We start from the raw sequence: 20,207 nt of genomic DNA, 5'->3' as shown, positions 1-20,207 counted from the left end.
CGGGCGCCCCAAGTCGGCGATACTGGGCGGGACCACCGTGCACCTCCATGGAAGCCGACATGGCGCACACACCGGCAGGTTCCGACGACCCCACCCGCGGGCTGGTGCTGTTGTGTGCGGTGGCGCTCGGCGCTGGCGTCGCGATCGGTTTCGTCGGCGGCGCCTTCCGGTGGTGCCTGCGGCTCGCCGACCGGTGGCGGCTCGACCTCCTGGACTGGGCGGATCGGGCACCGGGCCCGGCGTGGCTGGTGCCCGTCGCGGTCACCGCCGTCGGCGCCGCGTCCGCCGCCGTGATCGCGCAGCGGATGCCGCTCGCGGCGGGCAGCGGCATCCAGCACGTCGAGGCCACCGCCCGCGGCGAGTCCGCGCCGCCGACGCTGCCGCTGGTGCCCGCGAAGTTCGTCGGGGGACTGCTCGCGATCGGCGGCGGTCTCGTCCTCGGCAGGGAGGGCCCGACCGTCCACATGGGTGCCGCGATCGGCGCCGAGGCGGGACGCCGCGCCCGCCTTGGCGCCGACGATGTCCGGCTCACCCAGTCCGCCATCGCAGGCGCCGGGCTCGCGGTCGCGTTCAACGCCCCGGTCGGCGGGGCGCTGTTCGCGTTCGAGGAGGTCACCCACACGTTCCGGTTGCGGATCGTCGTCCCCACCCTGCTCGCGGTCGCCGTCGCGGTCGCCTGCTCCCGGCTGGTGCTCGGCGACCACCCCGACTTCGACGTCCGGCCCGGCGCCGCCCCCGCGATCGCGTGGCTGCCCATGTTCGCGGTGTTCGGCCTGCTGACCGGCCTGCTCGGCGTCGCATACAACCGGCTCGTGATCGGCTTCCTCGACCTCGCCGCGGCAGCGGGCCGGGTTCCGCCAGCGGTGCGGGCGGCGGTGATCGGCGCCCTGATCGGTTGCCTGCTGATCGCCGACCCGCGGGCCGCGGGCGGCGGCGACACCCTGACCCAGGAGATCGTCGGCGGGGGGACGCTGCTGCTGCCGACGGTGCTCACGCTGCTGCTGGTCCGGTTTGTTGCCGGGCCCCTCTCCTACGCCGCGGGGACGCCCGGCGGCCTGTTCGCGCCGCTGCTCGCCGTCGGCGCCCTGTGGGGTGTGCTCTACACCCGGCTCGCGGACGCCGTCCTGCCCGCCGACCTCGCGGCGCTCACGGTGCCGATGGCGGTCGTCGGGATGGCGGCGTTCTTCGGTGCGACGGTCCGCGCACCGTTGACGGGCATCGTGCTGGTGATCGAGATGACCGCGACCGCGGAGCTCACCGTCCCGATGGCGGCCGCGACGGCGATGGCGGTGCTCGTCGCGCAGCTCGCCGGAGCCGCGCCGATCTACGACAGCCTCCGGGACCGGATGATCCGCGGAATGCGGCCCGGGGCGCCGTGATCCGCGCGATCGTGCGCCGTCCGGGCTACCGTCGACGCGTCGCGCAGGGGATGAGGGTGGGAGGACCGGTCATGGGTGGTGTGCGGGTGCTGGCGTCGGCGCTGCTGGCGATCGGGGTCGCGGTGGGCACCGGTGCGATCGCGCAGGCGGCCCCCGGATCGGGGTCGCTCGATCCGGTGGCGCTGCCCGCAGGCGAGGCGGTGGTGCCGCCGATCGACTGCGCGTCCACCGCGGCACGTCCCCGGCCGGTGATCGTGCTGCCCGGCGCGGACGGCACCACCGCCCAGACCGCCGACCAGTGGGCCACCGTCACCTCCGCGCTCCGCGACGCCGGCGCCTGCACGCTGGTGTTTCAGGGCGGCGTCGTCGACGGCACGCGGTGGGCCGGGAACATCCCGGACGCGGCCGCGCAGCTCGCGTCGTTCGTGGCCGCGGTGCGCGAACACACCGGCGCGGACACCGTCGACCTCGTCGCCCACTCCGCGGGCAGCGTCGTCTCGAACTACTACCTGAAGGTTCTCGGCGGGGCGCCCGCCGTGACCCACGCCGTGTTCCTGGCACCGGAGGGCCGGTCCTGCGACGGCGCGGGTTTCCTTGCCGCGTACGGGATCCGCAACCCGGCGGTCACGCCGGTCCAGGTGCTGCGGGCGCTGCCGTTCCTGCCGCCGCTGCTCGGGCACCTGTCGCCGGACCTCGCGGTCGCGCTCCAGTTGGCGCCCGGCTCCCGGGTGCACCGCGAGGTGTTCGAATCCGGGCCGGTCACCCAGGCCGGGGTGTCCTACTCGATCCTCGCCACCGCCCGCGACGAGATCGCCACCCCCGCCCCCAGCTGTTCGTTCATCGACGAACCCGGCGTCACGAACACCCTGTTCGAGGACGCCTTCCCCGGCGCCCCCGCGGTCGATCACTCCGCTCTGCGGTCGAGCCCGCAGGCCGCCGGCTGGGTCGTCGGCCGGCTGGCGCAGTGACGCTGCCCACAGTGCGGCGACATCACGATCCGGTCACGCTATGGTTACCGACAGCACTGGCCGCAGCTGATTCGAATCGCTGCGGTCAGTAGTCGTTTCGGGGCCCTTTCCCCTCAGGACACCGTCCGCCGGGTTCCGGTCGCCGCCCCGAGCGCCGCGTCCCGCAGTCGGATCAGCGTGCCCGCGGTCGCGACCCGGCCCATCATCCGCGAGCCGCGCACCAGCATCCGCGTCCGCCATCGACGCGCGCGGTCGTAGCGGCGCAACGCGGTCGCGACGTCGGGGCTCTCGGACAGGGCACGCGCGAGGGTGGCCGCGTCGACGATCGCCTCGCACGCGCCGCGACCCAGGTTCGGCGCCATCGCGTGCGCGGCGTCGCCGATCAACGCGACGTTGCCGCGCACGTACGACGGCAGCGCAGGCGACTCGTACAGGTCGTGATGCAGCAGGGCCGCCCCGTCGAGACGGTCGAGGACGTCCCGAACCTCGGCATGCCAGCCGCCGAACCTGGTGCGCAGGAACGCAATTCCACCGTCCGGCAATCCAGGTTTGACGCGCGCCGCGGCGAAGACGTTGGTGAGGCCGCCGTCGCGCGGGGTGATCCCGAACAGGGCCCCGGCATCCCAGGTCTCGGCGGTGACGTCGGTGTCGCCGGGCACCCAGCCGCGCCACGCCGTCATCCCGAGCGGCCGCGCCCGATACCGCGGGCCGGCGATCGCCTCCCGGATGCCGCTGCCGATCCCGTCCGCACCGATCACCACGTCGGCCCCGGCCGGGACGGCGTCGACGGTCCGGCCGAACCGCAGCACCCCGTCGGGCAGGGCGGCGGCGAGCACGCCGAGCAGGGCGGGCCGCGACACCAGGACCGGCGACCCGCGGACGGCGAGCCGGGCGATCGTGCTGCCGTCGGGCCGCAGGATCGCGCCGGACGGCAGCGCGACGCCGCGCCCGCGGATCGGGTCGCCGAGCCCGACCGCGTCGAGGGCATCCAGCGCCGCGGGCCACATTCCCAGCGCGGTGCCGGTGTCCGGTACCGCGGGGGAGCGTTCCAGCACCCGAACCTCCCACCCCGCCCGAATCAGGTGCGTGGCCGCGGTCAGCCCGCCGATGCCGCCGCCGACGATGGTCACGGTTCCGCGCATGACCGCCACCCTACTACCGACGTAGTGCCGCGTCACTACGTCGGTAGTCTTTGCCCGCGCCGGCGGTCGGGGACTACCTCGGTAGTGTTCCGGGCATGCCAGCCAACCGGGACCGTGCGCTGGACGCCGCGATCGCCCTCCTCGGCACGCGCGGCCTGAAGGGGCTGACGCATCGCGGTGTCGACGCGGCGGCGGGCCTGCCGCAGGGATCCACGTCGAACCACTTCCGGACCAGGAATGCGCTGCTCGCGGCCGTGGTCGCGCGGCTCGTCGAGCGGGACAGGGAAGACTGGGCGTCGCTCGGCGCCGCCCGGCTGCCCGCGACGCTGACCGACCTCGCCGACGGGCTGGCCGGCTACGTGCTGCTCGCCGTCGGCCGGGACCGGGTGCGGACCACCGCGCGGTTCGTGCTGGTCGCCGCCGCCGCGACCGACCCGACGCTGGCCGCCCCGATCGGTGCGGGCCGCGCCGAACTGGTGGCGTGGGGGAGCACGATGCTGGCAATGCTCGGGGCCGCCGATCCGCACCGGAACGCGGTGCTCCTCACCGACTACCTGGACGGGGTCATCCTGCACCGGCTGACCCCGCCGCCGACCCCGGCCGAGCCCGCCGCGGCGGCGGACCAGTTCGACCCGCGGGCGGGGATTGTTACCGTTCTCGGCGCGGTGTTCGGCGCCGACGCGGGCCGCTTCTGACCGGGCGTCCAACGAATCACCCCAGGTCGCGGCCAGAAAAGGCTACCCTTGGTTGGCGCGATGTGGGTTTCGTGAATTATCGTTTTCGGAACATGCTGGACACACAAGAGTCCAGAGGGCCACCCGGTCGAGCCGACGGAGGCGGGAACCCCCGCCGGATCCGTCCGCCGCGACCGCAGGGTGGGCGCGCCGATCCGACGCTGTGTCGGCGCTCGTTTTGCCACGTGATGGCCATCAGCGTTGCTGGTCGTCTGTGCACTTTCACGCACACGAAGGCTAGGTATGAAGCAATTTCCAGGCCACCGGTCTCACGGACCCCAGGGCCTCTATGACCCCGCAAACGAGCACGACGCGTGTGGTGTCGCGTTCGTCGTCGACATGCACGGTCGCCGCAGCCGCGACATCGTCGACAAGGCCATCACCGCGCTGGTGAACCTCGAGCACCGCGGCGCCGCTGGCGCCGAGCCCAACAGCGGTGACGGCGCGGGCATCCTGCTGCAGGTCCCGGACTCGTTCCTGCGCGCGGTCGTCGACTTCGAGCTGCCCGCCGAGGGCGCCTACGCGACCGGCATCGGTTTCCTCCCGCAGGGCGAGGCCGCCGCCGACGAGGCAGCAGCCGGCGTCGAGAAGATCGCCGCGGACGAGGGCCTGACGGTCCTCGGCTGGCGCGCGGTCCCCACCGACGCGTCGTCGCTCGGCGCGATGGCCCGCGACGCGATGCCCACCTTCCGGCAGGTGTTCCTGGCCGGGACCGGCCTGGCAGGCATGGACCTCGAGCGCCGGGCCTACGTCGTCCGCAAGCGCGTCGAGCACGAGCTCGGCGACGGCGGTGCAGGCGCGGACGGCCCCGGCAAGGAGTCGGTGTACTTCCCCAGCCTGTCCGGGCAGACCTTCGTCTACAAGGGCATGCTGACCACCCCGCAGCTCAAGAGCTTCTACCTGGACCTGCAGGACGAGCGCATGGAGTCCGCGCTGGGCCTGGTGCACTCGCGCTTCTCCACCAACACCTTCCCGTCGTGGCCGCTGGCGCACCCGTTCCGCCGCGTCGCGCACAACGGCGAGATCAACACCGTCACCGGCAACGAGAACTGGATGCGGGCCCGCGAGGCGCTCATCACCTCCGACGTGTTCGGTGCGGGCAAGCTGGAGAAGATCTTCCCGGTCTGCACCCCCGGCGCCTCCGACACCGCGCGCTTCGACGAGGTGCTTGAGCTGCTGCACCTCGGCGGCCGCAGCCTGCCGCACGCCGTGCTGATGATGATCCCGGAGGCCTGGGAGCGTCACGAGAGCATGGATCCGGCGCGGAAGGCGTTCTACGAGTACCACTCCGCGCTGATGGAGCCGTGGGACGGCCCGGCGTCGGTGTGCTTCACCGACGGCACCGTCGTCGGCGCCGTCCTCGACCGCAACGGCCTGCGCCCGAGCCGGGTCTGGGTCACCGACGACGGTCTCGTCGTGATGGCGTCCGAGGTCGGCGTCCTCGACATCGATCCCGCGAAGGTGGTCACCAAGACCCGCCTGCAGCCGGGCCGGATGTTCCTGGTGGACACCGCGCAGGGCCGCATCGTCTCCGACGACGAGATCAAGTCCGAGCTCGCCGCCGCGCAGCCGTACCAGGAGTGGCTCGACGCGGGCATGGTCCGCACCGAGAACCTGCCCGAGCGCGAGGTCATCCACATGAACCACGAGCGCGTGCTGATCCGTCAGCAGGTGTTCGGGTACACCACCGAGGAGCTGAACATCCTCCTCGCGCCGATGGCGAAGACCGGCGGTGAGGCGCTCGGCTCGATGGGCACCGACACCCCGATCGCGGTGCTGTCCGCCCGCTCGCGCCTGCTGTTCGACTACTTCCAGCAGCTGTTCGCGCAGGTCACCAACCCGCCGCTGGACGCGATCCGGGAAGAGGTCGTCACCAGCATCGGCGGCAGCATCGGCCCCGAGGGCGACCTGCTCAACCCGGGACCGGACTCCTGCAAGCAGCTGTTCCTGCCCTCGCCGATTCTGCACAACGACGACCTCGCGAAGCTGGTCCATGTCAACGACGACGGTGAGTTCCCCGGCTTCCGCTCGGTCGTCATCCCCGGCCTCTACCGGGTCGCGGACGGCGGCGCCGGCCTGCGCGCCGCGCTGGACAGCATCCGGTTCCAGGTGTCGGAGGCGATCGCGGGCGGTGCCCGCATCATCGTGCTCACCGACCGCAACTCGAACGAGACGTTCGCGCCGATCCCGTCGCTGCTGCTGACCGCGGCCGTGCACCACCACCTGGTGCGGGAGCGGTCCCGCACGAAGGTCGGCCTGGTCGTCGAGGCCGGTGACGCCCGCGAGGTGCACCACATGGCGATGCTCGTCGGCTTCGGTGCCGCCGCGGTCAACCCGTACATGGCCTTCGAGTCGATCGAGGACATGATCGAGAGCGGCCAGCTCACCGGCGTCACCTACGAGCAGGGTGTCGCGAACTACATCAAGGCGGCGGGCAAGGGCGTGCTCAAGGTGATGTCCAAGATGGGCATCTCCACCCTCGCCTCGTACACGGGTGCGCAGCTGTTCCAGGTGATCGGCCTGTCGCAGGAGCTCATCGACGAGTACTTCACCGGCCTGCGGTCGCAGCTCGGCGGTATTGGGCTCGACGAGATCGCGGCCGACGTGAAGGTGCGGCACCAGCACGCCTACCTGCCCCGCAAGGAAGAGCGCGCGCACCGCGAGCTCGAGGTCGGCGGCGAATACCAGTGGCGCCGTGAGGGCGAGTACCACCTGTTCAACCCGGACACGGTCTTCAAGCTGCAGCACGCCACCCGCACCGGCCAGTACTCGATCTTCAAGGAGTACACCAAGATGGTCGACGACCAGTCCGAGCGACTGGCGTCCCTGCGTGGCCTGTTTGCGTTCAAGTCCGGTCTGCGCGAGCCGATCTCGATCGACGAGGTCGAGCCGGCGAGCGAGATCGTCAAGCGGTTCTCCACCGGTGCGATGAGCTACGGCTCGATCTCCGCGGAGGCCCACGAGACCCTCGCGATCGCGATGAACCGGCTCGGCGCACGCTCGAACTCCGGTGAGGGCGGCGAGGATCCGCGGCGCTTCGAGGTCGAGGAGAACGGTGACTGGCGCCGGTCCGCGATCAAGCAGGTCGCGTCCGGACGCTTCGGTGTCACCTCGCACTACCTGACCAACTGCACCGACATTCAGATCAAGATGGCGCAGGGTGCCAAGCCCGGTGAGGGCGGCCAGCTGCCGCCGCACAAGGTGTACCCGTGGGTCGCCGAGGTGCGCGGCTCGACGCCGGGCGTCGGCCTGATCTCGCCGCCGCCGCACCACGACATCTACTCGATCGAGGATCTCGCGCAGCTGATCCACGACCTGAAGAACGCCAACCCGGCGGCCCGCATCCACGTGAAGCTGGTTTCCGAGGTCGGTGTCGGCACCGTCGCCGCTGGCGTCTCCAAGGCGCACGCCGACGTGGTGCTCATCTCCGGTCACGACGGCGGCACCGGCGCCTCCCCGCTCACCTCGCTCAAGCATGCGGGTGCGCCGTGGGAGCTCGGCCTCGCCGAGACGCAGCAGACGTTGCTGCTCAACGGTCTTCGGGACCGGATCGTGGTGCAGGTCGACGGTCAGATGAAGACCGGCCGGGACGTGATGATCGCGACGCTGCTCGGCGGCGAGGAGTTCGGTTTCGCGACCGCTCCGCTCGTGGTGTCCGGCTGCATCATGATGCGCGTGTGCCACCTCGACACCTGCCCCGTCGGTGTCGCGACCCAGAACCCGTTGCTGCGCAGCCGGTTCACCGGCAAGCCGGAGTTCGTGGAGAATTTCTTCCTGTTCATCGCCGAGGAGGTGCGTGAGCTGCTCGCCGAGCTCGGCTTCCGCACCCTCGAGGAGGCGGTCGGTCAGGTCGACGTCCTCGACACCACGAAGGCGCAGGAGGTGTGGAAGGCGTCCAAGCTGGACCTTTCACCGATCCTCGCCGCGCCGACAACGGCGTTCCCGGACCAGGACCTGTACTGCACCGGAACCCAGGACCACGCGCTGGACAAGGCGCTGGACCAGGAGCTGATCGCCCAGGCCCGGCCCGCACTCGACGCCGGTGCTGCCGTGCGGATCGAGTCGAAGATCACCAACGTCAACCGGACGGTCGGCACCATGCTCGGCCACGAGCTGACCAAGGTGTACGGCGCGGAAGGACTGCCGGACAACACGATCGACATCACGTTCACCGGCTCGGCGGGCAACAGCTTCGGCGCGTTCGTGCCGAAGGGCATGACGCTGCGCCTGAACGGCGACGCCAACGACTTCGTCGGCAAGGGCCTCTCGGGTGGACGCATCGTGGTGCGGCCGTCGCTGCAGGCGCCGAGCGAATTCGTCGCCGAGGACAACATCGTCGCGGGCAACGTCCTGCTGTTCGGTGCCACCGGCGGCGAGGCGTACTTCCGCGGCGTTGCCGGTGAACGGTTCGCGGTCCGCAACTCGGGTGCCACCACCGTCGTCGAGGGCGTCGGCGACCACGGCTGCGAGTACATGACCGGCGGCCGGGTCGTCATCCTCGGCGCGACCGGCCGCAACTTCGGTGCGGGCATGTCCGGCGGCGTCGCGTTCGTCTACAACGCCGACCGGTCCTTCGAGGCGAACCTCAACACCGAACTGGTGGATCTCGAGGACCTCGAGCACGACGACTTCGCGTGGCTCAAGGCCACCGTGGAGAAGCATCGGGACGAGACCGGGTCGGAGGTTGCCGCGCGCATCCTCGCGGACTGGTCACAGCAGGTCAACCACTTCGCGAAGGTCATGCCCCGCGACTACAAGAAGGTGCTCGTGGCGATCGACACCGCGAAGAAGAACGGAAAGAACGTGGACGAGGCGATCATGGAGGCCGCTCGTGGCTGATCCGAATGGCTTCCTCAAGCACACCTCCCGGGAGACCCCGGTCCGGCGGCCGGTGCCGCTGCGGCTGATGGACTGGAAGGAGGTGTACGAGGACTTCGACTCGAAGACCCTCCGCACCCAGGCCAGCCGCTGCATGGACTGCGGTATCCCGTTCTGCCACAACGGCTGCCCGCTCGGGAACCTGATTCCCGAGTGGAACGACCTGATCTACAAGGATCAGTGGCGGGAGGCGTTCGACCGGCTGCACGCGACGAACAACTTCCCGGAGTTCACCGGGCGGCTGTGCCCGGCCCCGTGCGAGGCGTCCTGCGTCCTCGGCATCAACCAGGACCCGGTCACCATCAAGCAGGTCGAGGTCGAGATCATCGACCGCGCCTTCGACGAGGGCTGGGTCAACCCGATCCGCACCTCCAGCCTGACCGGCAAGAAGGTCGCGGTCGTCGGGTCCGGCCCGGCTGGCCTGGCCGCCGCGCAGCAGCTGACCCGCGCCGGGCACACGGTGACGGTGTACGAGCGGGCCGACCGCATCGGTGGCCTGCTCCGCTACGGCATCCCCGAGTTCAAGATGGAGAAGCGGCACATCGACCGCCGCCTGGTGCAGATGGAGTCCGAGGGCACCGTCTTCCGCACCGGCGTCAATGTCGGTGTCGACATCACCGCCGAGGAGCTCAGGGCGCAGTACGACGCGGTCGTGCTGGCCGGCGGCGCCACCGAGGCCCGCGACCTGCCGATTCCCGGCCGGGAGCTGGACGGCATCCACCAGGCGATGGAGTTCCTGCCGATCGCCAACCGGGTGCAGTTCGGCGATCTCGACGCGCCGACCATCACGGCGGAGGGCAAGAAGGTCGTCATCATCGGCGGCGGCGACACCGGCGCCGACTGCCTCGGCACCTCGCTGCGGCAGGGCGCGGAGATCGTGCACCAGTTCGAGATCATGCCGCGCCCGCCGGAGGAGCGTGCCGACTCCACCCCGTGGCCGACGTACCCGCTGATGTACCGGGTGTCCTCGGCGCACGAGGAGGGCGGCGAGCGCGTCTTCTCCGTCAACACCGAGGAATTCGTCGGCGAGAACGGCAAGGTCACCGCGCTCAAGGCGCACGAGGTCCAGATGGTCGACGGCCGCTTCCAGAAGGTGGAGGGCTCGGACTTCGATCTCGAGGCCGACCTGGTGTTGCTCGCGATGGGGTTCGTCGGACCGGAGAAGCCGGGCCTGCTCACCGATCTCGGCGTCGACCTGACCGACCGCGGCAACGTCGCCCGCTCCGACGAGTGGACCACCAATGTCGACGGCGTCTTCGTGGCCGGTGACATGGGCCGCGGACAGTCCCTGATCGTGTGGGCGATTGCGGAGGGCCGTTCGTGTGCGGCCGCCGTCGACGCCTACCTCGAGGGCGGGCAGACCTTCCTGCCGTCCCCGATCAAGCCCACCGCTGCCCCGCAACGGTAGGAAGACCGCCGGTCAGCGTCGCCCGGCATCATCTCGGCAACCCGCCGCTCCGGACCTGGTCCGGGGCGGCGGGTTGCGTTGTGCGAGGTCAGGTCGGCGTCATCGGCACGACGAATGGGCGCACGGCGCCGGGGTCGTCCAACACGGCCGCCGGAGAATCCATGAGGAACCGGTCGAAGGTGCCCACCGACCAGGTCCCGCGCCGCGGCGATGACCTCACTGCGCGGCGACGAGCCCACGCTCAGCCCGGCGGGGCCATCGGTACCCGGCACCTCCGGCACCCACTGCGGCACGACGGCCTGCAGGTCGCTGAAGCCGAAATGGCTGGTGCCGAGTAGCGAATTAGCCGACGGCGGTCCCGTCCGGTTCGACCGTGACCAGCGCCTCGCCGGTGTGGTCGATCGAGACCACGACGTCCCGGCGGCTCGCGAGGTCCTCGGTGAGCGCCGAGTACGCGAATTGGGGTGCGAGGTAGCCGGGGGAGAACACGACCAGCGGCAGGTCACCGAGGGTGGTATCGACGTCGGCGTTCGCGGTGGTGTTGCCGGACAGGCGAACCCGTGGAACGCAGGGCGGGGCGTGGACCGGTGACCGGTCCGCGCCCCACTCCGGCCGAGGTGCGGGCTAGGGCGTCGAGCCCGACTCCGATGGCGTCTCCGACCCGGAGCTGCCCCCGCTTTCCTTCTCGATCGGGCTCGACGAGCGTGGTGATGCCCGCGATCTCGCTGGATTCCGTGCCTTTTTCCCGATCCCTGAAGCTGTGTTGGACGGGCGACCGGCATCTCGCCCGAGGGTGAAAATGCGTCGGACCAACTGAGTTCACTTTTGCTGGAATGCTTTTCGTGGCACGCGTCACCCGGTGTTTTCGCCGAGCGCGCTGCTACTTCGCGGTGCGGTCCGGGGCGACGATGGTGCCGTAGTCGAGCCCGCCGTGACTGTGGGTGGGCACCACGGGCCACTGCCGCTTCCATGCCGCGCATTCCGAGGACGGAATGATCTGCAGCCACCGCGGGTCACGCGGCGAAGGCGAGGCCATCGTCTTCTCCTTGACCATCGAGTCGTACTGGTCCAGGGAGTCCTCAAGGGTGTTGCCGTTGAGCACGACCTCGCGACCATAGAACCTGGCCTGCTGCTTGACGCCGGGGATCTTGGACAGCTCCGGCTGCCAGCTGTCGGCAGCCATGCCGTTCTCCGACGAGACCCACACCCCGTCCGGGGTGTTGACCACCAGGGAGTGGTTGCCGTCGGTGTGGCCCGGGGTCCACAGCAGGCTGACGCCGACACCGAGTTCGACGTCGCCCTCGAAGATCTCGAGCCGGTCCTGCGGTACGCCCTTCATGCCGCCGTCCACGTACCAGGCCCACTGCATCGGGTGCATAGACTCGAAGGTGCCCAGCTCGCGGCGATGGACCAGCAGCTTCGCGTTGGGGAACAACGGCTTCCGCGGCTCGGTCTCACCCTCGATGGGCTCGGTGGAGCCCATGATCATCCGCACGTCCTGGACGTGCAGATGGTCGAAGCTGATGTAGTCGACGTCCTCGTTGGTCAACCCGAGTCCGGGGAGCACCTTGTCGGGATCGTTGTAGTATTTGACGAAGAGCTTTTCCGCGTAGAACTTCTGGGAGAACTTCTGCAGGGTGTGGTAGAACGGCGCCTCCGCGGAACCCGCCGCGACGGTCGGCTCCCAGACCAACGTCTTGCGCTTGCCGTCGAAGCCCTCGAACTGGATGACGAACATCCGGTTGATGATCGAGATCATCGGGTTCGCGTTGATCGAGTAGCCCTGGAACGCGAACCGGGCCGGGTACGGCGCCGCGGCGATGTCGATGCTCTTGATCGCCTTGACCTGTCCCTGGGCGAGGAACCGCTTTCGGTAGCGGACCGCCGCGTCCCGCACCGCCTCGAGCCGGTCGCCGCGGGGCCAGATGTCGTGGACGCCCTGGAATTCGGGGATGGGCCGCACGATGTCGGTTGCCTGGCCCTGCGGGCCCTGGCCGTTGATGTCGGTGGTCATCGGGCGGCTCCTGGATCGTCGGTGGTGGTTTCGGTGAGGGCGGCCCTCTCGTACTTCGCGCGCGCGGAGCGGTCGCCGTCGAGGGTGGTGACCTGGTTCGGCACCATGAGGCCCCACAGCATCACCCGCACCGGGTCGGGCAGCGCGTCGATCACGCGGGCCAGCGGGCTGACGTACCGCGGGACGGACACCTCGAAGCGGGGTCGGGCGATGACACCGGCCACCGCCTTCGCGACGTCGTCGGGGGTGAGCATCTTGACCGATCCGGAGGAGGTGCCCGCCGCGAGTTCGGTGGCCACCACGGTCGGCATCACCACGGACAGGTCGACACCGCTGCCGCGCAGCTCGGTGCGGACACCCTTCAGATACCCGAACACGCCGTGCTTGGTGGCGGCGTAGGTAGCCTCGCCGGCGGGGGAGAGCCGGGATGCGGCCGAGGCGACGGTCACGATCTGGCCGCGGCCGCGGGCCCGCATCCGGGGTGCGGTCAGCCGCACCCCGCGGATGACGCCGTGCAGGTTCACCTCGAGCTGGCGGCGGGTGGCCTGCTCGGTCTCCTCGTCGAAACGCCCGACCCACATCACGCCGGCGTTGTTGACGAGCACGTCGATCGGACCCCACTTCGCCTCCACCGCGTCGAGGAAGTCGGTGAACGAGTCCTCGTTGGTGACGTCGAGGGCGAATCCGGCCGCCTCGCCGGGCAGCTGCCCGGCGGCCGCGGTGGCCTGGTCCGCGTCGAGGTCGCCGATGGCGATCCGCGCCCCCTCGGCGGCGAGCTGGCGAGCGATGGACAGGCCGATACCGCGGGCGGCGCCGGTCACCGCGATCACACGCGATGTCGGTGGGTTCGTTGAGCGCATAGAGATCCTCTCCGGTGACAGTTTCGCGCCATGTGACATGGCTACATGTCAAATCTACTGTAGAGTATGTCACAGTGTTGGAGCCGAGGGAACCGTCTCTGCTACTTCCCCTGGTGCAGGTGGGTGCGTAGGCCTGCCAGCGCGGAGACGAAGAGCATTGTGGACACCTCGATCAGGACCCGCGGATCTTGCTGCTGCCCGGTCATCATCCAGTCGACGAGCAGGTTGTTTACCGCGCCGGACAGGGAGAGCGCAGTCAGTCGGGCGGGCTCGGTGGTGGCGTCGAACCCGGACTGCGTCGACCACACCGCGCAGATGACCTCACCGAACCCGCGCAGCACCGCGTGTCGGACCTCCTCGAGTTCGGGGGAGATGCCGACGACCTCGATCAACACCACGCGGGCACGGCGGGGATCGTCGGTCAGGTAGCCGACGAAGGCCGTCAACCCGGCACGGATCCTGGCTTCGAGGTCCCCGTCCGCGGTGCCGATCGCGGACTGCGTCGCCTCTCGCACCTCGGTGACGAGCAGGCCATACACGCCGGCCAGCGCCGCCTTCCGGTCCCGGAACGACTCGTAGAAGTACCGTTCGGTGAGCCCGGCAGTGTCGCATATCTGCTTGACCGAGGTCGCCGGATATCCGACCGTGCCGAACAGGTCCAAGGCGGCCTCGAGGATCGCCGCTCGGCGGACGCGCACCCGCTCCTCGGCGTCCAGGCCGGAGTAGCGCCGTCCGGTTCCGCGCCCTCGTGCAGGTGTCATTGGTCGACTTCGCCCCTTTCTGTGGTGTGCTGCGTGCCCTACTGTGCCAGTACCCAATCCGTCATTGTCAGAGTGTCCAAGCCCGTCGGCGCGGTAGGGAGCCAGTCGTGGCCACTGACACCGGACCGATCCTGCAGAACGATGTTGACCACTGACGTCGGAGCCGGGACCGGGGTCCGATCGACTCGCGTAGGACACGGTGCTGCCCGAGAGTCGGGAGACGATGCGGCGGACCGCGGAGTTCCTGCGCATCCGCGACGCGCGGCGCCACCGCCCCGTGCGCTGGCTATACGGCTCGGCGCTGATCCCGACCGCCGTCACGAACAACACCCGATGCAGACGGAGCCGATGGATGGTGAGCAGTACCGACGAGTCGACCATGCCGCGATCCTCCAATTCCCGCACTGACAGCCGACTGTCAGGTGCATCCAACCGAACATCAAGGTGAAGCCGGTGTGATCGGTTGGTGAACGTCGTCCGACGTTCGACCGAGACCGAGGAAGGCCGATCCGATGGGACTGTTCGACCGTTTCCGCACCCCCTCCGCGGAGGGCAGGCACCGGACGGAGGATGTCCTCACCGATCCCACCGGTTACCAGCGGACCGCGAGCAGGCTGCACGCGTTCAACCGGTACGAGATCAAGTACTTCGTCGACGAGATGAAGGTGCCCGAACTGCGGGCCGAACTCGCCGCGCGGATGGACACCGACCCGTACTCGCCGCACGGCGGCTACCCGGTGACGTCGCTGTATTACGACACCCCCGATCTGCGGTTCTACTGGGAGAAGATCGAGGGCCTGAAGTTCCGGCGCAAGCTGCGGCTGCGGCTGTACGGCCCGCCTGCCGCGTGCACCGACGAGACCCCGGTTCAGATCGAGATCAAGCAGCGGGTCAACCGGGTGACCCAGAAGCGCCGGATCGCGTTGCCGTACGGGCTCGCTCAGCGCTGGCTGAACGGCCGCGAGGAGATCGACGGTGATCCGTCGCAGCGACCGTTCGTGAACGAGGTGACCACGCTGATCGGGAACCTTGATCTGCGTCCGACGGTGACCACCGGCTACCTGCGGGAGGCGTTCGTCGGCAGGGAGGCGGATCTCGGGCTGCGGGTCACGATCGATCATAAGGTGCACGGCCGGGATCGGGACTTCCATTTCGCCTCCGGTGCCGAGAACCGCTACATCATCCCGCCGAAGCTGGCGATCGTCGAGCTCAAGGCGAACGAGCGGGTCCCCTACTGGGCGACGGATCTGACCGCGCGCCTGAACATGTCGGTGATCCGGGTGTCGAAGTATTGCCAGTCGGTGGAGGCCTTCGGGATGGCGCCGCGATCGCGGCACGGTGCGCCGGAGCTGGTGCTCCCGGACGGGTTCGACCGTCGGGTGCGGGCCGATCCGCTTCCTCTGTAACCCAGTGCGCTGCACGGAAAGCAAGACAGGAAACCCATGAATCTCAATCTCCAGGACCTCAGCGGTACCTTCAGCACATTCGACATCATCGTGTCGCTGTCACTGTCGTTCGTGCTGTCGGCGATCATCGGCTGGGTCTACCGGTACACCCACAAGAACGTGTCGTACAGCCAGTCGTACGTGCAGACGTTGGTGATGGTCGGCATGATCATCTCGCTGATCATGCTGGTCGTCGGCTCCAACATCGCCCGCGCCTTCGCTCTCGTCGGCGCACTGTCGGTGGTCCGATTCCGCAACGCCATCAAGGAAACCCGCGATGTCGGGTTCATCTTCCTGGTGATGGCGATCGGCATGACGACCGGCACCAGGTTCTATCTGCTGGCGATCGCCGCGACCGTCGCGATCTGCCTGGTGCTGCTGATCATGAACAGGTTCAGCTGGTTCAAGCTCGACGTGCAGCGCCAGGTGGTCAAGGTGCAGGTGCCGCCGGAGCAGGAGTACGCGGCCCTCGTCGACGACGTCCTCATTCGGTACTGCTCCGAGTTCGAGCTGGTGTCCACGGAGGCGGTCCGATCGGGTGCCCTGAACGAGATGTACTACACCGTCCAGCTGAAGAAGGGTCGCACGCCCGCCGAGCTGATCGCCGCCCTCGGCGCCGTCAACACCGGGCAGCGCGTGACCGTACTGACCGGATACGACCAGACGGACATCTGATGCCACCGACGAACGCCGCCCGGCCTCCTGGTCCGAAACTCGGTCTCCGGCACCGGATCCCGACATCGCTCCGACAGCATTGGAAGTTGCTGGTGGTGTTCGTTGCGTTCGTGACCGTGATGGCCACCGTCTTCGGTGGCACCCGCATCCGACCGACGATCACCGGCGACGCCTCGGTGATCGCGTCCCCGATCACCGACAACATCATCGGCACGGTGAACCTGTTCGACGATGCCGTGACGCACCAGGTGTCCCTCGAGATCACCGATGCCGAGTACGACGACATGATCACCGAGTTCCAGGCGACCGGGGACAAGAAGTGGGTCACCGCCGACCTCACGATCGACGGCACCTTCGTCAACGACGTGTCGATCCGGCTGAAGGGCAACTCCACCCTGATGGGGGTCAGCGGACGGGGCCCCGGCACCGACGGATTCGAACCGCCGGACGGCATGGGACCACCCGAGGGCATCGAGATCCCCGAGGGTGCCGACCCGATGGGCGCGATGGGTGAGCAGGCCTCGGAGGACGACCCGACCTCGCTGCCGCTGCTCATCAGCTTCGACGAGAACGAGGACGGGCGGGCCTACCAGGGCATGACGGAGCTGTCGGTCCGGCCCGGCTCCCCGGTGCTGAACGAGGCGATGTCGCTGTCGCTGACGGCCGGGACCGGGCAGCCGTCCCAGCGCTACGCGTACACGGTGTACTCGATCAACGACAGCGCCACCACCACCCGGCTGCTGCTCGAACACCCCGACGACACCTACGCCAACGCGCTGTTCGACTCGGACGGCTACCTGTACAAGGCGGATGCGAACTCCCGCTTCGAGTACGCGGGCGATGACCAGTCCGCCTACGCCGACCAGTTCAAGCAGATCAACGCCGTCGGCAGCGGGAACCTGCAGCCGATCATCGGCTTCCTGCGGTGGCTGGACACGGCGTCGGACAAGGAGTTCGACGCGCACCTGGCCGACTGGGTCGACGTCGACTCGTTCGCCCGGTACCTGGCAACCCAGAACCTGATCGTCAACGGCGACGACATGAGCGGGCCCGGGCAGAACTACTACCTCTGGTATGACCTCGACACCGGCAAGTTCACCGTCGTCTCGTGGGACCTCAACCTCGCGATGCAGGGGGACGCGACGGCCGGCCCGCACGACGAGGTTGCGTTGGCGATGGGGGCGGGTGGTCCGGGAGCAGGACCGGACGCCGGTGCGCCCGGTGCGGGCATGACCGCGCCGCAGGGCATGGCCGCGCCGAATGGCATGCCGCCGAGCGGCATGACCCCGCCGCAGGGCGGGCCGCCCGGGACGAGCAAGGACAACGCGATGAAGACCCGCTTCCTGGAGTCGGCCGCCTTCACCGCCGCGTACGAGGACGCCTACTGGGCGCTGTTCGACCAGATGTACGCGGGCGGGCTGGCCGCCGACCTCCTCGATCGGCTCGCGGTCACCGTCCCGGTCAGCGACGGGCTCGCCGCGGAGGATCTGCGGGCCGACGTCGACGCGATGCGCACCTGGATCGACCGCCGCACCGCCGCGCTGACCGGGCAGCGCACCGGCTGAGCGACGCGCCCGGTTGCCTGCCCCGGAGGGCGCGCATGGTATTTGTGTTCCGCCTCGCCGACCAGCGGTCGGCCGGGGTAACGTTTCTTTACCGCTTGTGCATCTTTTCGACACATCCCGGTGCGACGATCGCGGCGTCGTTGTCGGGAGTGCAGGAAGTAAGGGGTTGGCTGAATGGGGCCGAGGAAGTTCGTGGCGATGGCATCGGCGGCCGTCGCGGCGGCAGCGGGGCTGCTGGTGGGGGCGGGTGCCGGTGCGGCACAGGCGGACCCGGCATGTCCCAGTCTCTACGTCGTCGCCATTCCCGGGACCTGGGAGACCGGCGTCACCCCCGACAAGCAGGCCGGTGGCGGCATGCTCGCCGACGTCACGAACCGGCTGCGCGGCGCGGACATCCGCACCGACTACGTGCGGTACGTCGCGACCGCCTTCCCGTGGGAGGGCGAGATGTACGGCGCGTCCAAGCAGCAGGCCACCGACTTCGCGCGCGGCATGCTCGAGGCGATGCAGGCCCGCTGCGCGGGCACCCGCTTCGGGATCATCGGCTACAGCCAGGGCGCCGACGCGGCCGGGGATCTGGCCAACGAGATCGGCACCGGGCTGAGCACCATCCGGCCGGAGCGCATCGCGGGCATCGGGCTGCTGTCCGACCCGAAGCGGTCCCCGACCGACGCGCTGATCGGCCCGAGCGTGCCGGGCGCCGGTGCGGGCGGGGCACGTCCCGGCGGCTTCGGCTGGGTCAGCGACCGCACCGTGACGTTCTGCGCGCCCGGTGACCTGTACTGCGCCACCGAGTCCGACGACTTCGTGACCCGGATGGCCGGCTTCGCCGCGACGAACGCGGACCCCGGCTCGTCCGATTCGCCGGACTACGTGCCGGAGGCCGGGGTGATCCTCGGTGATCTCGCCGGGGCGGGCGGCATGCCCACGCTGCGCGGCCAGTTGACCGAACGGGCGAACCTGGAGCGGGCGGCGGACCTGGCCCGGTTCTACGGTTCCGGCGCGCACCAGAACTACCAGGGCTATGCCGTCGACGCCGCGGGCACCACCCCGACGGCCTGGCTCGCCGGATGGCTGCGCGAGAAGGCCTGACGCCGACGGGTCATGCGGCGCGGTGGGTGATCCCCGTCGCCGCGTGACCGACGGTGGCGTCGCCGTCGACCATCGTGCGCATGAACGCGCGCTGCTGGGCGGCGCCGCGGGCCGCGGCACGGTCCCGTCCGCCGCGGCGTAGGGCAAGGACCGATCGAAAAGCGTTGAGCGGAAACCTGATCAGCGGGTACCAGGGCAGGACCAGCGCCGGGAGGCCCAGGGTCCGCATCGCGCCGGGCCCGAGGAAGGCACTGGTGACCGACAGGTGCTGGGACCGCGCGATGCGTCTGCGCAGCGCAGGGAGGACGCGGTAGTTCCAGGACAGCGGGTCGTCGATCATCGGGACCGCGAGCTGGCGCGTGGTCTCGTCGGGTGTCGAGAGCGCGTACGAGGTGTGCAGCAGCACCCGCACCGCGTCCCGGAATCCGGTCGGCAGGAACTCGTCCTGCACCCCGATCAGCCACCCCACGTACCGCGTCAGGTGCGCGACGGCGTCGTACTCGGTGGGGCGGTACACCGTTCCCATCGCGATCGCGCCCATGCTGGGGGCGACGAGCGCGCCGACGACCGTCGCCGCCATGTCGGTCTGGTTGATCGGCAGCCCCCAGGCGCCGGGATCCCAGTCGGGGAGCGCCGCCACGTGCCGCCGGACCATCGCGTGGATCAGGCGCACCCGCAGCGTCGACCGGTAGCCCGCCCCGCCCGGCCGGAGCCCGTCCTCGCCGATCACGTCCAGCGCCCACTGGGAGGTCTCGGCGAACCGGGCGTTGGAGCCCTTCTCGAGGGCACCGGTGCGCAGCAGGGTCTGGTTGAATCCGGCGAACATGTAGCCGCCGAGCAGGGCGACGTCCCTGGCGATGTACAGCCCATCGGCGCCGCCGCTGCGCATCACCGCCGCGCCCAGCTCGATCGTCGGCCAGTCGACCCAGTCCGGGACCGCCTCGACCCCGGAGAAGAACGCGCGCAACGGTTCCGGCGCGTCCTCGATGGCGCCGATCCCCTCGGACAGGGCCCGCTCGAACAGCGGGCGCGCGGCGGACATCCCGGCCGCGTACATCCACTCGACCAGTCGGTCCGCGGGGGCGTCGCCGACCGTCAGGCAGTCGCCCATGCGGCGGAACTCGGCGGCATCGGGTCGTCGCAGTCCCAGCATCAGGCCGAACATCCGGATGCCGGGCGGGACGGTGCACGGTGCGTCCGGGTGACGGGTGGGCGGCGCGGACGTCATCGGGAGCCCTTCGATCGGCACGAGTTTTGGGCAACGCATGTTTTCCAAAACATAGGGC

General features: G+C 69.8%; 15 protein-coding genes. 9 read left to right on the top strand and 6 right to left on the bottom strand.

Annotation, left to right across the window (positions count from 1 at the left end; translation table 11 throughout):
• The first annotated feature begins 59 nt into the window (after nucleotides 1-59).
• Entirely contained in the window at nucleotides 60-1,379 is a 1,320-nt protein-coding gene (locus ACFWQG_RS19540) for a ClC family H(+)/Cl(-) exchange transporter (RefSeq protein WP_378509305.1), read from the top strand.
• Nucleotides 1,380-1,450: 71 nt separating this feature from the next.
• Entirely contained in the window at nucleotides 1,451-2,347 is an 897-nt protein-coding gene (locus ACFWQG_RS19535) for an esterase/lipase family protein (RefSeq protein ID WP_378509304.1), read from the top strand.
• A 113-nt stretch (nucleotides 2,348-2,460) separates the two neighbouring features.
• Here the strand turns inward: ACFWQG_RS19535 and ACFWQG_RS19530 are convergent, their stop codons facing one another.
• On the bottom strand, nucleotides 2,461-3,489 hold the full coding sequence (locus ACFWQG_RS19530; protein WP_378509303.1) for an FAD-dependent monooxygenase: 1,029 nt from the start codon (nucleotides 3,487-3,489) through the stop codon (nucleotides 2,461-2,463).
• Between the two features lie 95 nt (nucleotides 3,490-3,584).
• On the opposite strand from ACFWQG_RS19530, the gene ACFWQG_RS19525 reads away from it, so the two are divergent.
• The 3 genes from ACFWQG_RS19525 (at nucleotide 3,585) to ACFWQG_RS19515 (ending at nucleotide 10,509) form a co-directional block, all read left to right on the top strand.
• A complete protein-coding gene (locus ACFWQG_RS19525) occupies nucleotides 3,585-4,184 on the top strand; it encodes a TetR/AcrR family transcriptional regulator (protein WP_378509302.1) in 600 nt (199 codons plus the stop codon).
• Nucleotides 4,185-4,466: 282 nt separating this feature from the next.
• On the top strand, nucleotides 4,467-9,062 hold the full coding sequence (gene gltB, locus ACFWQG_RS19520; protein WP_378509301.1) for a glutamate synthase large subunit: 4,596 nt from the start codon (nucleotides 4,467-4,469) through the stop codon (nucleotides 9,060-9,062).
• Entirely contained in the window at nucleotides 9,055-10,509 is a 1,455-nt protein-coding gene (locus ACFWQG_RS19515; protein WP_378509300.1) for a glutamate synthase subunit beta, read from the top strand. Before gltB ends, ACFWQG_RS19515 begins: the two co-directional genes overlap by 8 nt.
• A 342-nt stretch (nucleotides 10,510-10,851) precedes the next feature.
• On the opposite strand, the gene ACFWQG_RS19510 is transcribed toward ACFWQG_RS19515, so the two are convergent.
• The 4 genes from ACFWQG_RS19510 to ACFWQG_RS19495 all read right to left on the bottom strand — a co-directional run bounded on the left by ACFWQG_RS19510 (nucleotide 10,852) and on the right by ACFWQG_RS19495 (nucleotide 14,144).
• A complete protein-coding gene (locus ACFWQG_RS19510) occupies nucleotides 10,852-11,061 on the bottom strand; it encodes a hypothetical protein (RefSeq protein ID WP_378509315.1) in 210 nt (69 codons plus the stop codon).
• A 328-nt stretch (nucleotides 11,062-11,389) separates the two neighbouring features.
• The gene (locus tag ACFWQG_RS19505) at nucleotides 11,390-12,523 is read right to left on the bottom strand and encodes a hypothetical protein (protein ID WP_378509299.1); all 1,134 of its coding nucleotides are present in this window, start codon (nucleotides 12,521-12,523) and stop codon (nucleotides 11,390-11,392) included.
• Nucleotides 12,520-13,383 carry an SDR family oxidoreductase gene (locus ACFWQG_RS19500; RefSeq protein WP_378509298.1) on the bottom strand — a complete coding sequence of 288 codons (864 nt, stop codon included), beginning with the start codon at nucleotides 13,381-13,383 and terminating at the stop codon, nucleotides 12,520-12,522. The genes ACFWQG_RS19505 and ACFWQG_RS19500 overlap by 4 nt, the downstream gene beginning before the upstream one ends.
• A 101-nt stretch (nucleotides 13,384-13,484) precedes the next feature.
• Nucleotides 13,485-14,144, bottom strand: a complete 660-nt coding sequence (locus ACFWQG_RS19495; protein ID WP_378509297.1) for a TetR/AcrR family transcriptional regulator — start codon at nucleotides 14,142-14,144, stop codon at nucleotides 13,485-13,487.
• Nucleotides 14,145-14,656: 512 nt separating this feature from the next.
• Here ACFWQG_RS19495 and ACFWQG_RS19490 point away from each other — a divergent pair.
• From ACFWQG_RS19490 to ACFWQG_RS19475, 4 genes are all read left to right on the top strand, one after another.
• Nucleotides 14,657-15,550 carry a polyphosphate polymerase domain-containing protein gene (locus ACFWQG_RS19490; protein ID WP_378509296.1) on the top strand — a complete coding sequence of 298 codons (894 nt, stop codon included), beginning with the start codon at nucleotides 14,657-14,659 and terminating at the stop codon, nucleotides 15,548-15,550.
• A gap of 36 nt (nucleotides 15,551-15,586) precedes the next feature.
• The gene (locus tag ACFWQG_RS19485; protein ID WP_378509295.1) at nucleotides 15,587-16,264 is read left to right on the top strand and encodes a DUF4956 domain-containing protein; all 678 of its coding nucleotides are present in this window, start codon (nucleotides 15,587-15,589) and stop codon (nucleotides 16,262-16,264) included.
• Nucleotides 16,264-17,829, top strand: coding sequence for a CotH kinase family protein (locus ACFWQG_RS19480; protein ID WP_378509294.1), 1,566 nt, complete (start codon nucleotides 16,264-16,266; stop codon nucleotides 17,827-17,829). Before ACFWQG_RS19485 ends, ACFWQG_RS19480 begins: the two co-directional genes overlap by 1 nt.
• A gap of 174 nt (nucleotides 17,830-18,003) precedes the next feature.
• Nucleotides 18,004-18,921 (top strand): cutinase family protein, encoded by a 918-nt coding sequence (locus tag ACFWQG_RS19475; protein WP_378509293.1) that lies wholly within the window; start codon nucleotides 18,004-18,006, stop codon nucleotides 18,919-18,921.
• A 10-nt stretch (nucleotides 18,922-18,931) separates the two neighbouring features.
• On the opposite strand, the gene ACFWQG_RS19470 is transcribed toward ACFWQG_RS19475, so the two are convergent.
• Entirely contained in the window at nucleotides 18,932-20,149 is a 1,218-nt protein-coding gene (locus ACFWQG_RS19470) for an oxygenase MpaB family protein (protein ID WP_378509292.1), read from the bottom strand.
• Between the last annotated feature and the right edge of the window lie 58 nt (nucleotides 20,150-20,207).

Origin of the sequence: Rhodococcus sp. NPDC058532, from assembly GCF_042719255.1 — a bacterium.
Lineage (GTDB): Bacteria > Actinomycetota > Actinomycetes > Mycobacteriales > Mycobacteriaceae > Rhodococcus_G.
The sequence above is the reverse complement of the archived record's forward strand: the minus strand, read 5'-3'. Positions and strand labels throughout refer to the sequence as shown.

Bases quoted from the DNA above. Each gene is read 5' to 3' on its own strand.
- ACFWQG_RS19505 (WP_378509299.1), bottom strand. From the start codon at position 12,523: ATGACCACCGACATCAACGGCCAGGGCCCGCAGGGCCAGGCAACCGAC.
- gltB (WP_378509301.1), top strand. From the start codon at position 4,467: ATGAAGCAATTTCCAGGCCACCGGTCTCACGGACCCCAGGGCCTCTAT.
- ACFWQG_RS19485 (WP_378509295.1), top strand. From the start codon at position 15,587: ATGAATCTCAATCTCCAGGACCTCAGCGGTACCTTCAGCACATTCGAC.
- ACFWQG_RS19540 (WP_378509305.1), top strand. From the start codon at position 60: ATGGCGCACACACCGGCAGGTTCCGACGACCCCACCCGCGGGCTGGTG.
- ACFWQG_RS19470 (WP_378509292.1), bottom strand. From the start codon at position 20,149: ATGACGTCCGCGCCGCCCACCCGTCACCCGGACGCACCGTGCACCGTC.
- ACFWQG_RS19495 (WP_378509297.1), bottom strand. From the start codon at position 14,144: ATGACACCTGCACGAGGGCGCGGAACCGGACGGCGCTACTCCGGCCTG.
- ACFWQG_RS19535 (WP_378509304.1), top strand. From the start codon at position 1,451: ATGGGTGGTGTGCGGGTGCTGGCGTCGGCGCTGCTGGCGATCGGGGTC.
- ACFWQG_RS19475 (WP_378509293.1), top strand. From the start codon at position 18,004: ATGGGGCCGAGGAAGTTCGTGGCGATGGCATCGGCGGCCGTCGCGGCG.
- ACFWQG_RS19500 (WP_378509298.1), bottom strand. From the start codon at position 13,383: ATGCGCTCAACGAACCCACCGACATCGCGTGTGATCGCGGTGACCGGC.
- ACFWQG_RS19530 (WP_378509303.1), bottom strand. From the start codon at position 3,489: ATGCGCGGAACCGTGACCATCGTCGGCGGCGGCATCGGCGGGCTGACC.
- ACFWQG_RS19490 (WP_378509296.1), top strand. From the start codon at position 14,657: ATGGGACTGTTCGACCGTTTCCGCACCCCCTCCGCGGAGGGCAGGCAC.
- ACFWQG_RS19480 (WP_378509294.1), top strand. From the start codon at position 16,264: ATGCCACCGACGAACGCCGCCCGGCCTCCTGGTCCGAAACTCGGTCTC.
- ACFWQG_RS19525 (WP_378509302.1), top strand. From the start codon at position 3,585: ATGCCAGCCAACCGGGACCGTGCGCTGGACGCCGCGATCGCCCTCCTC.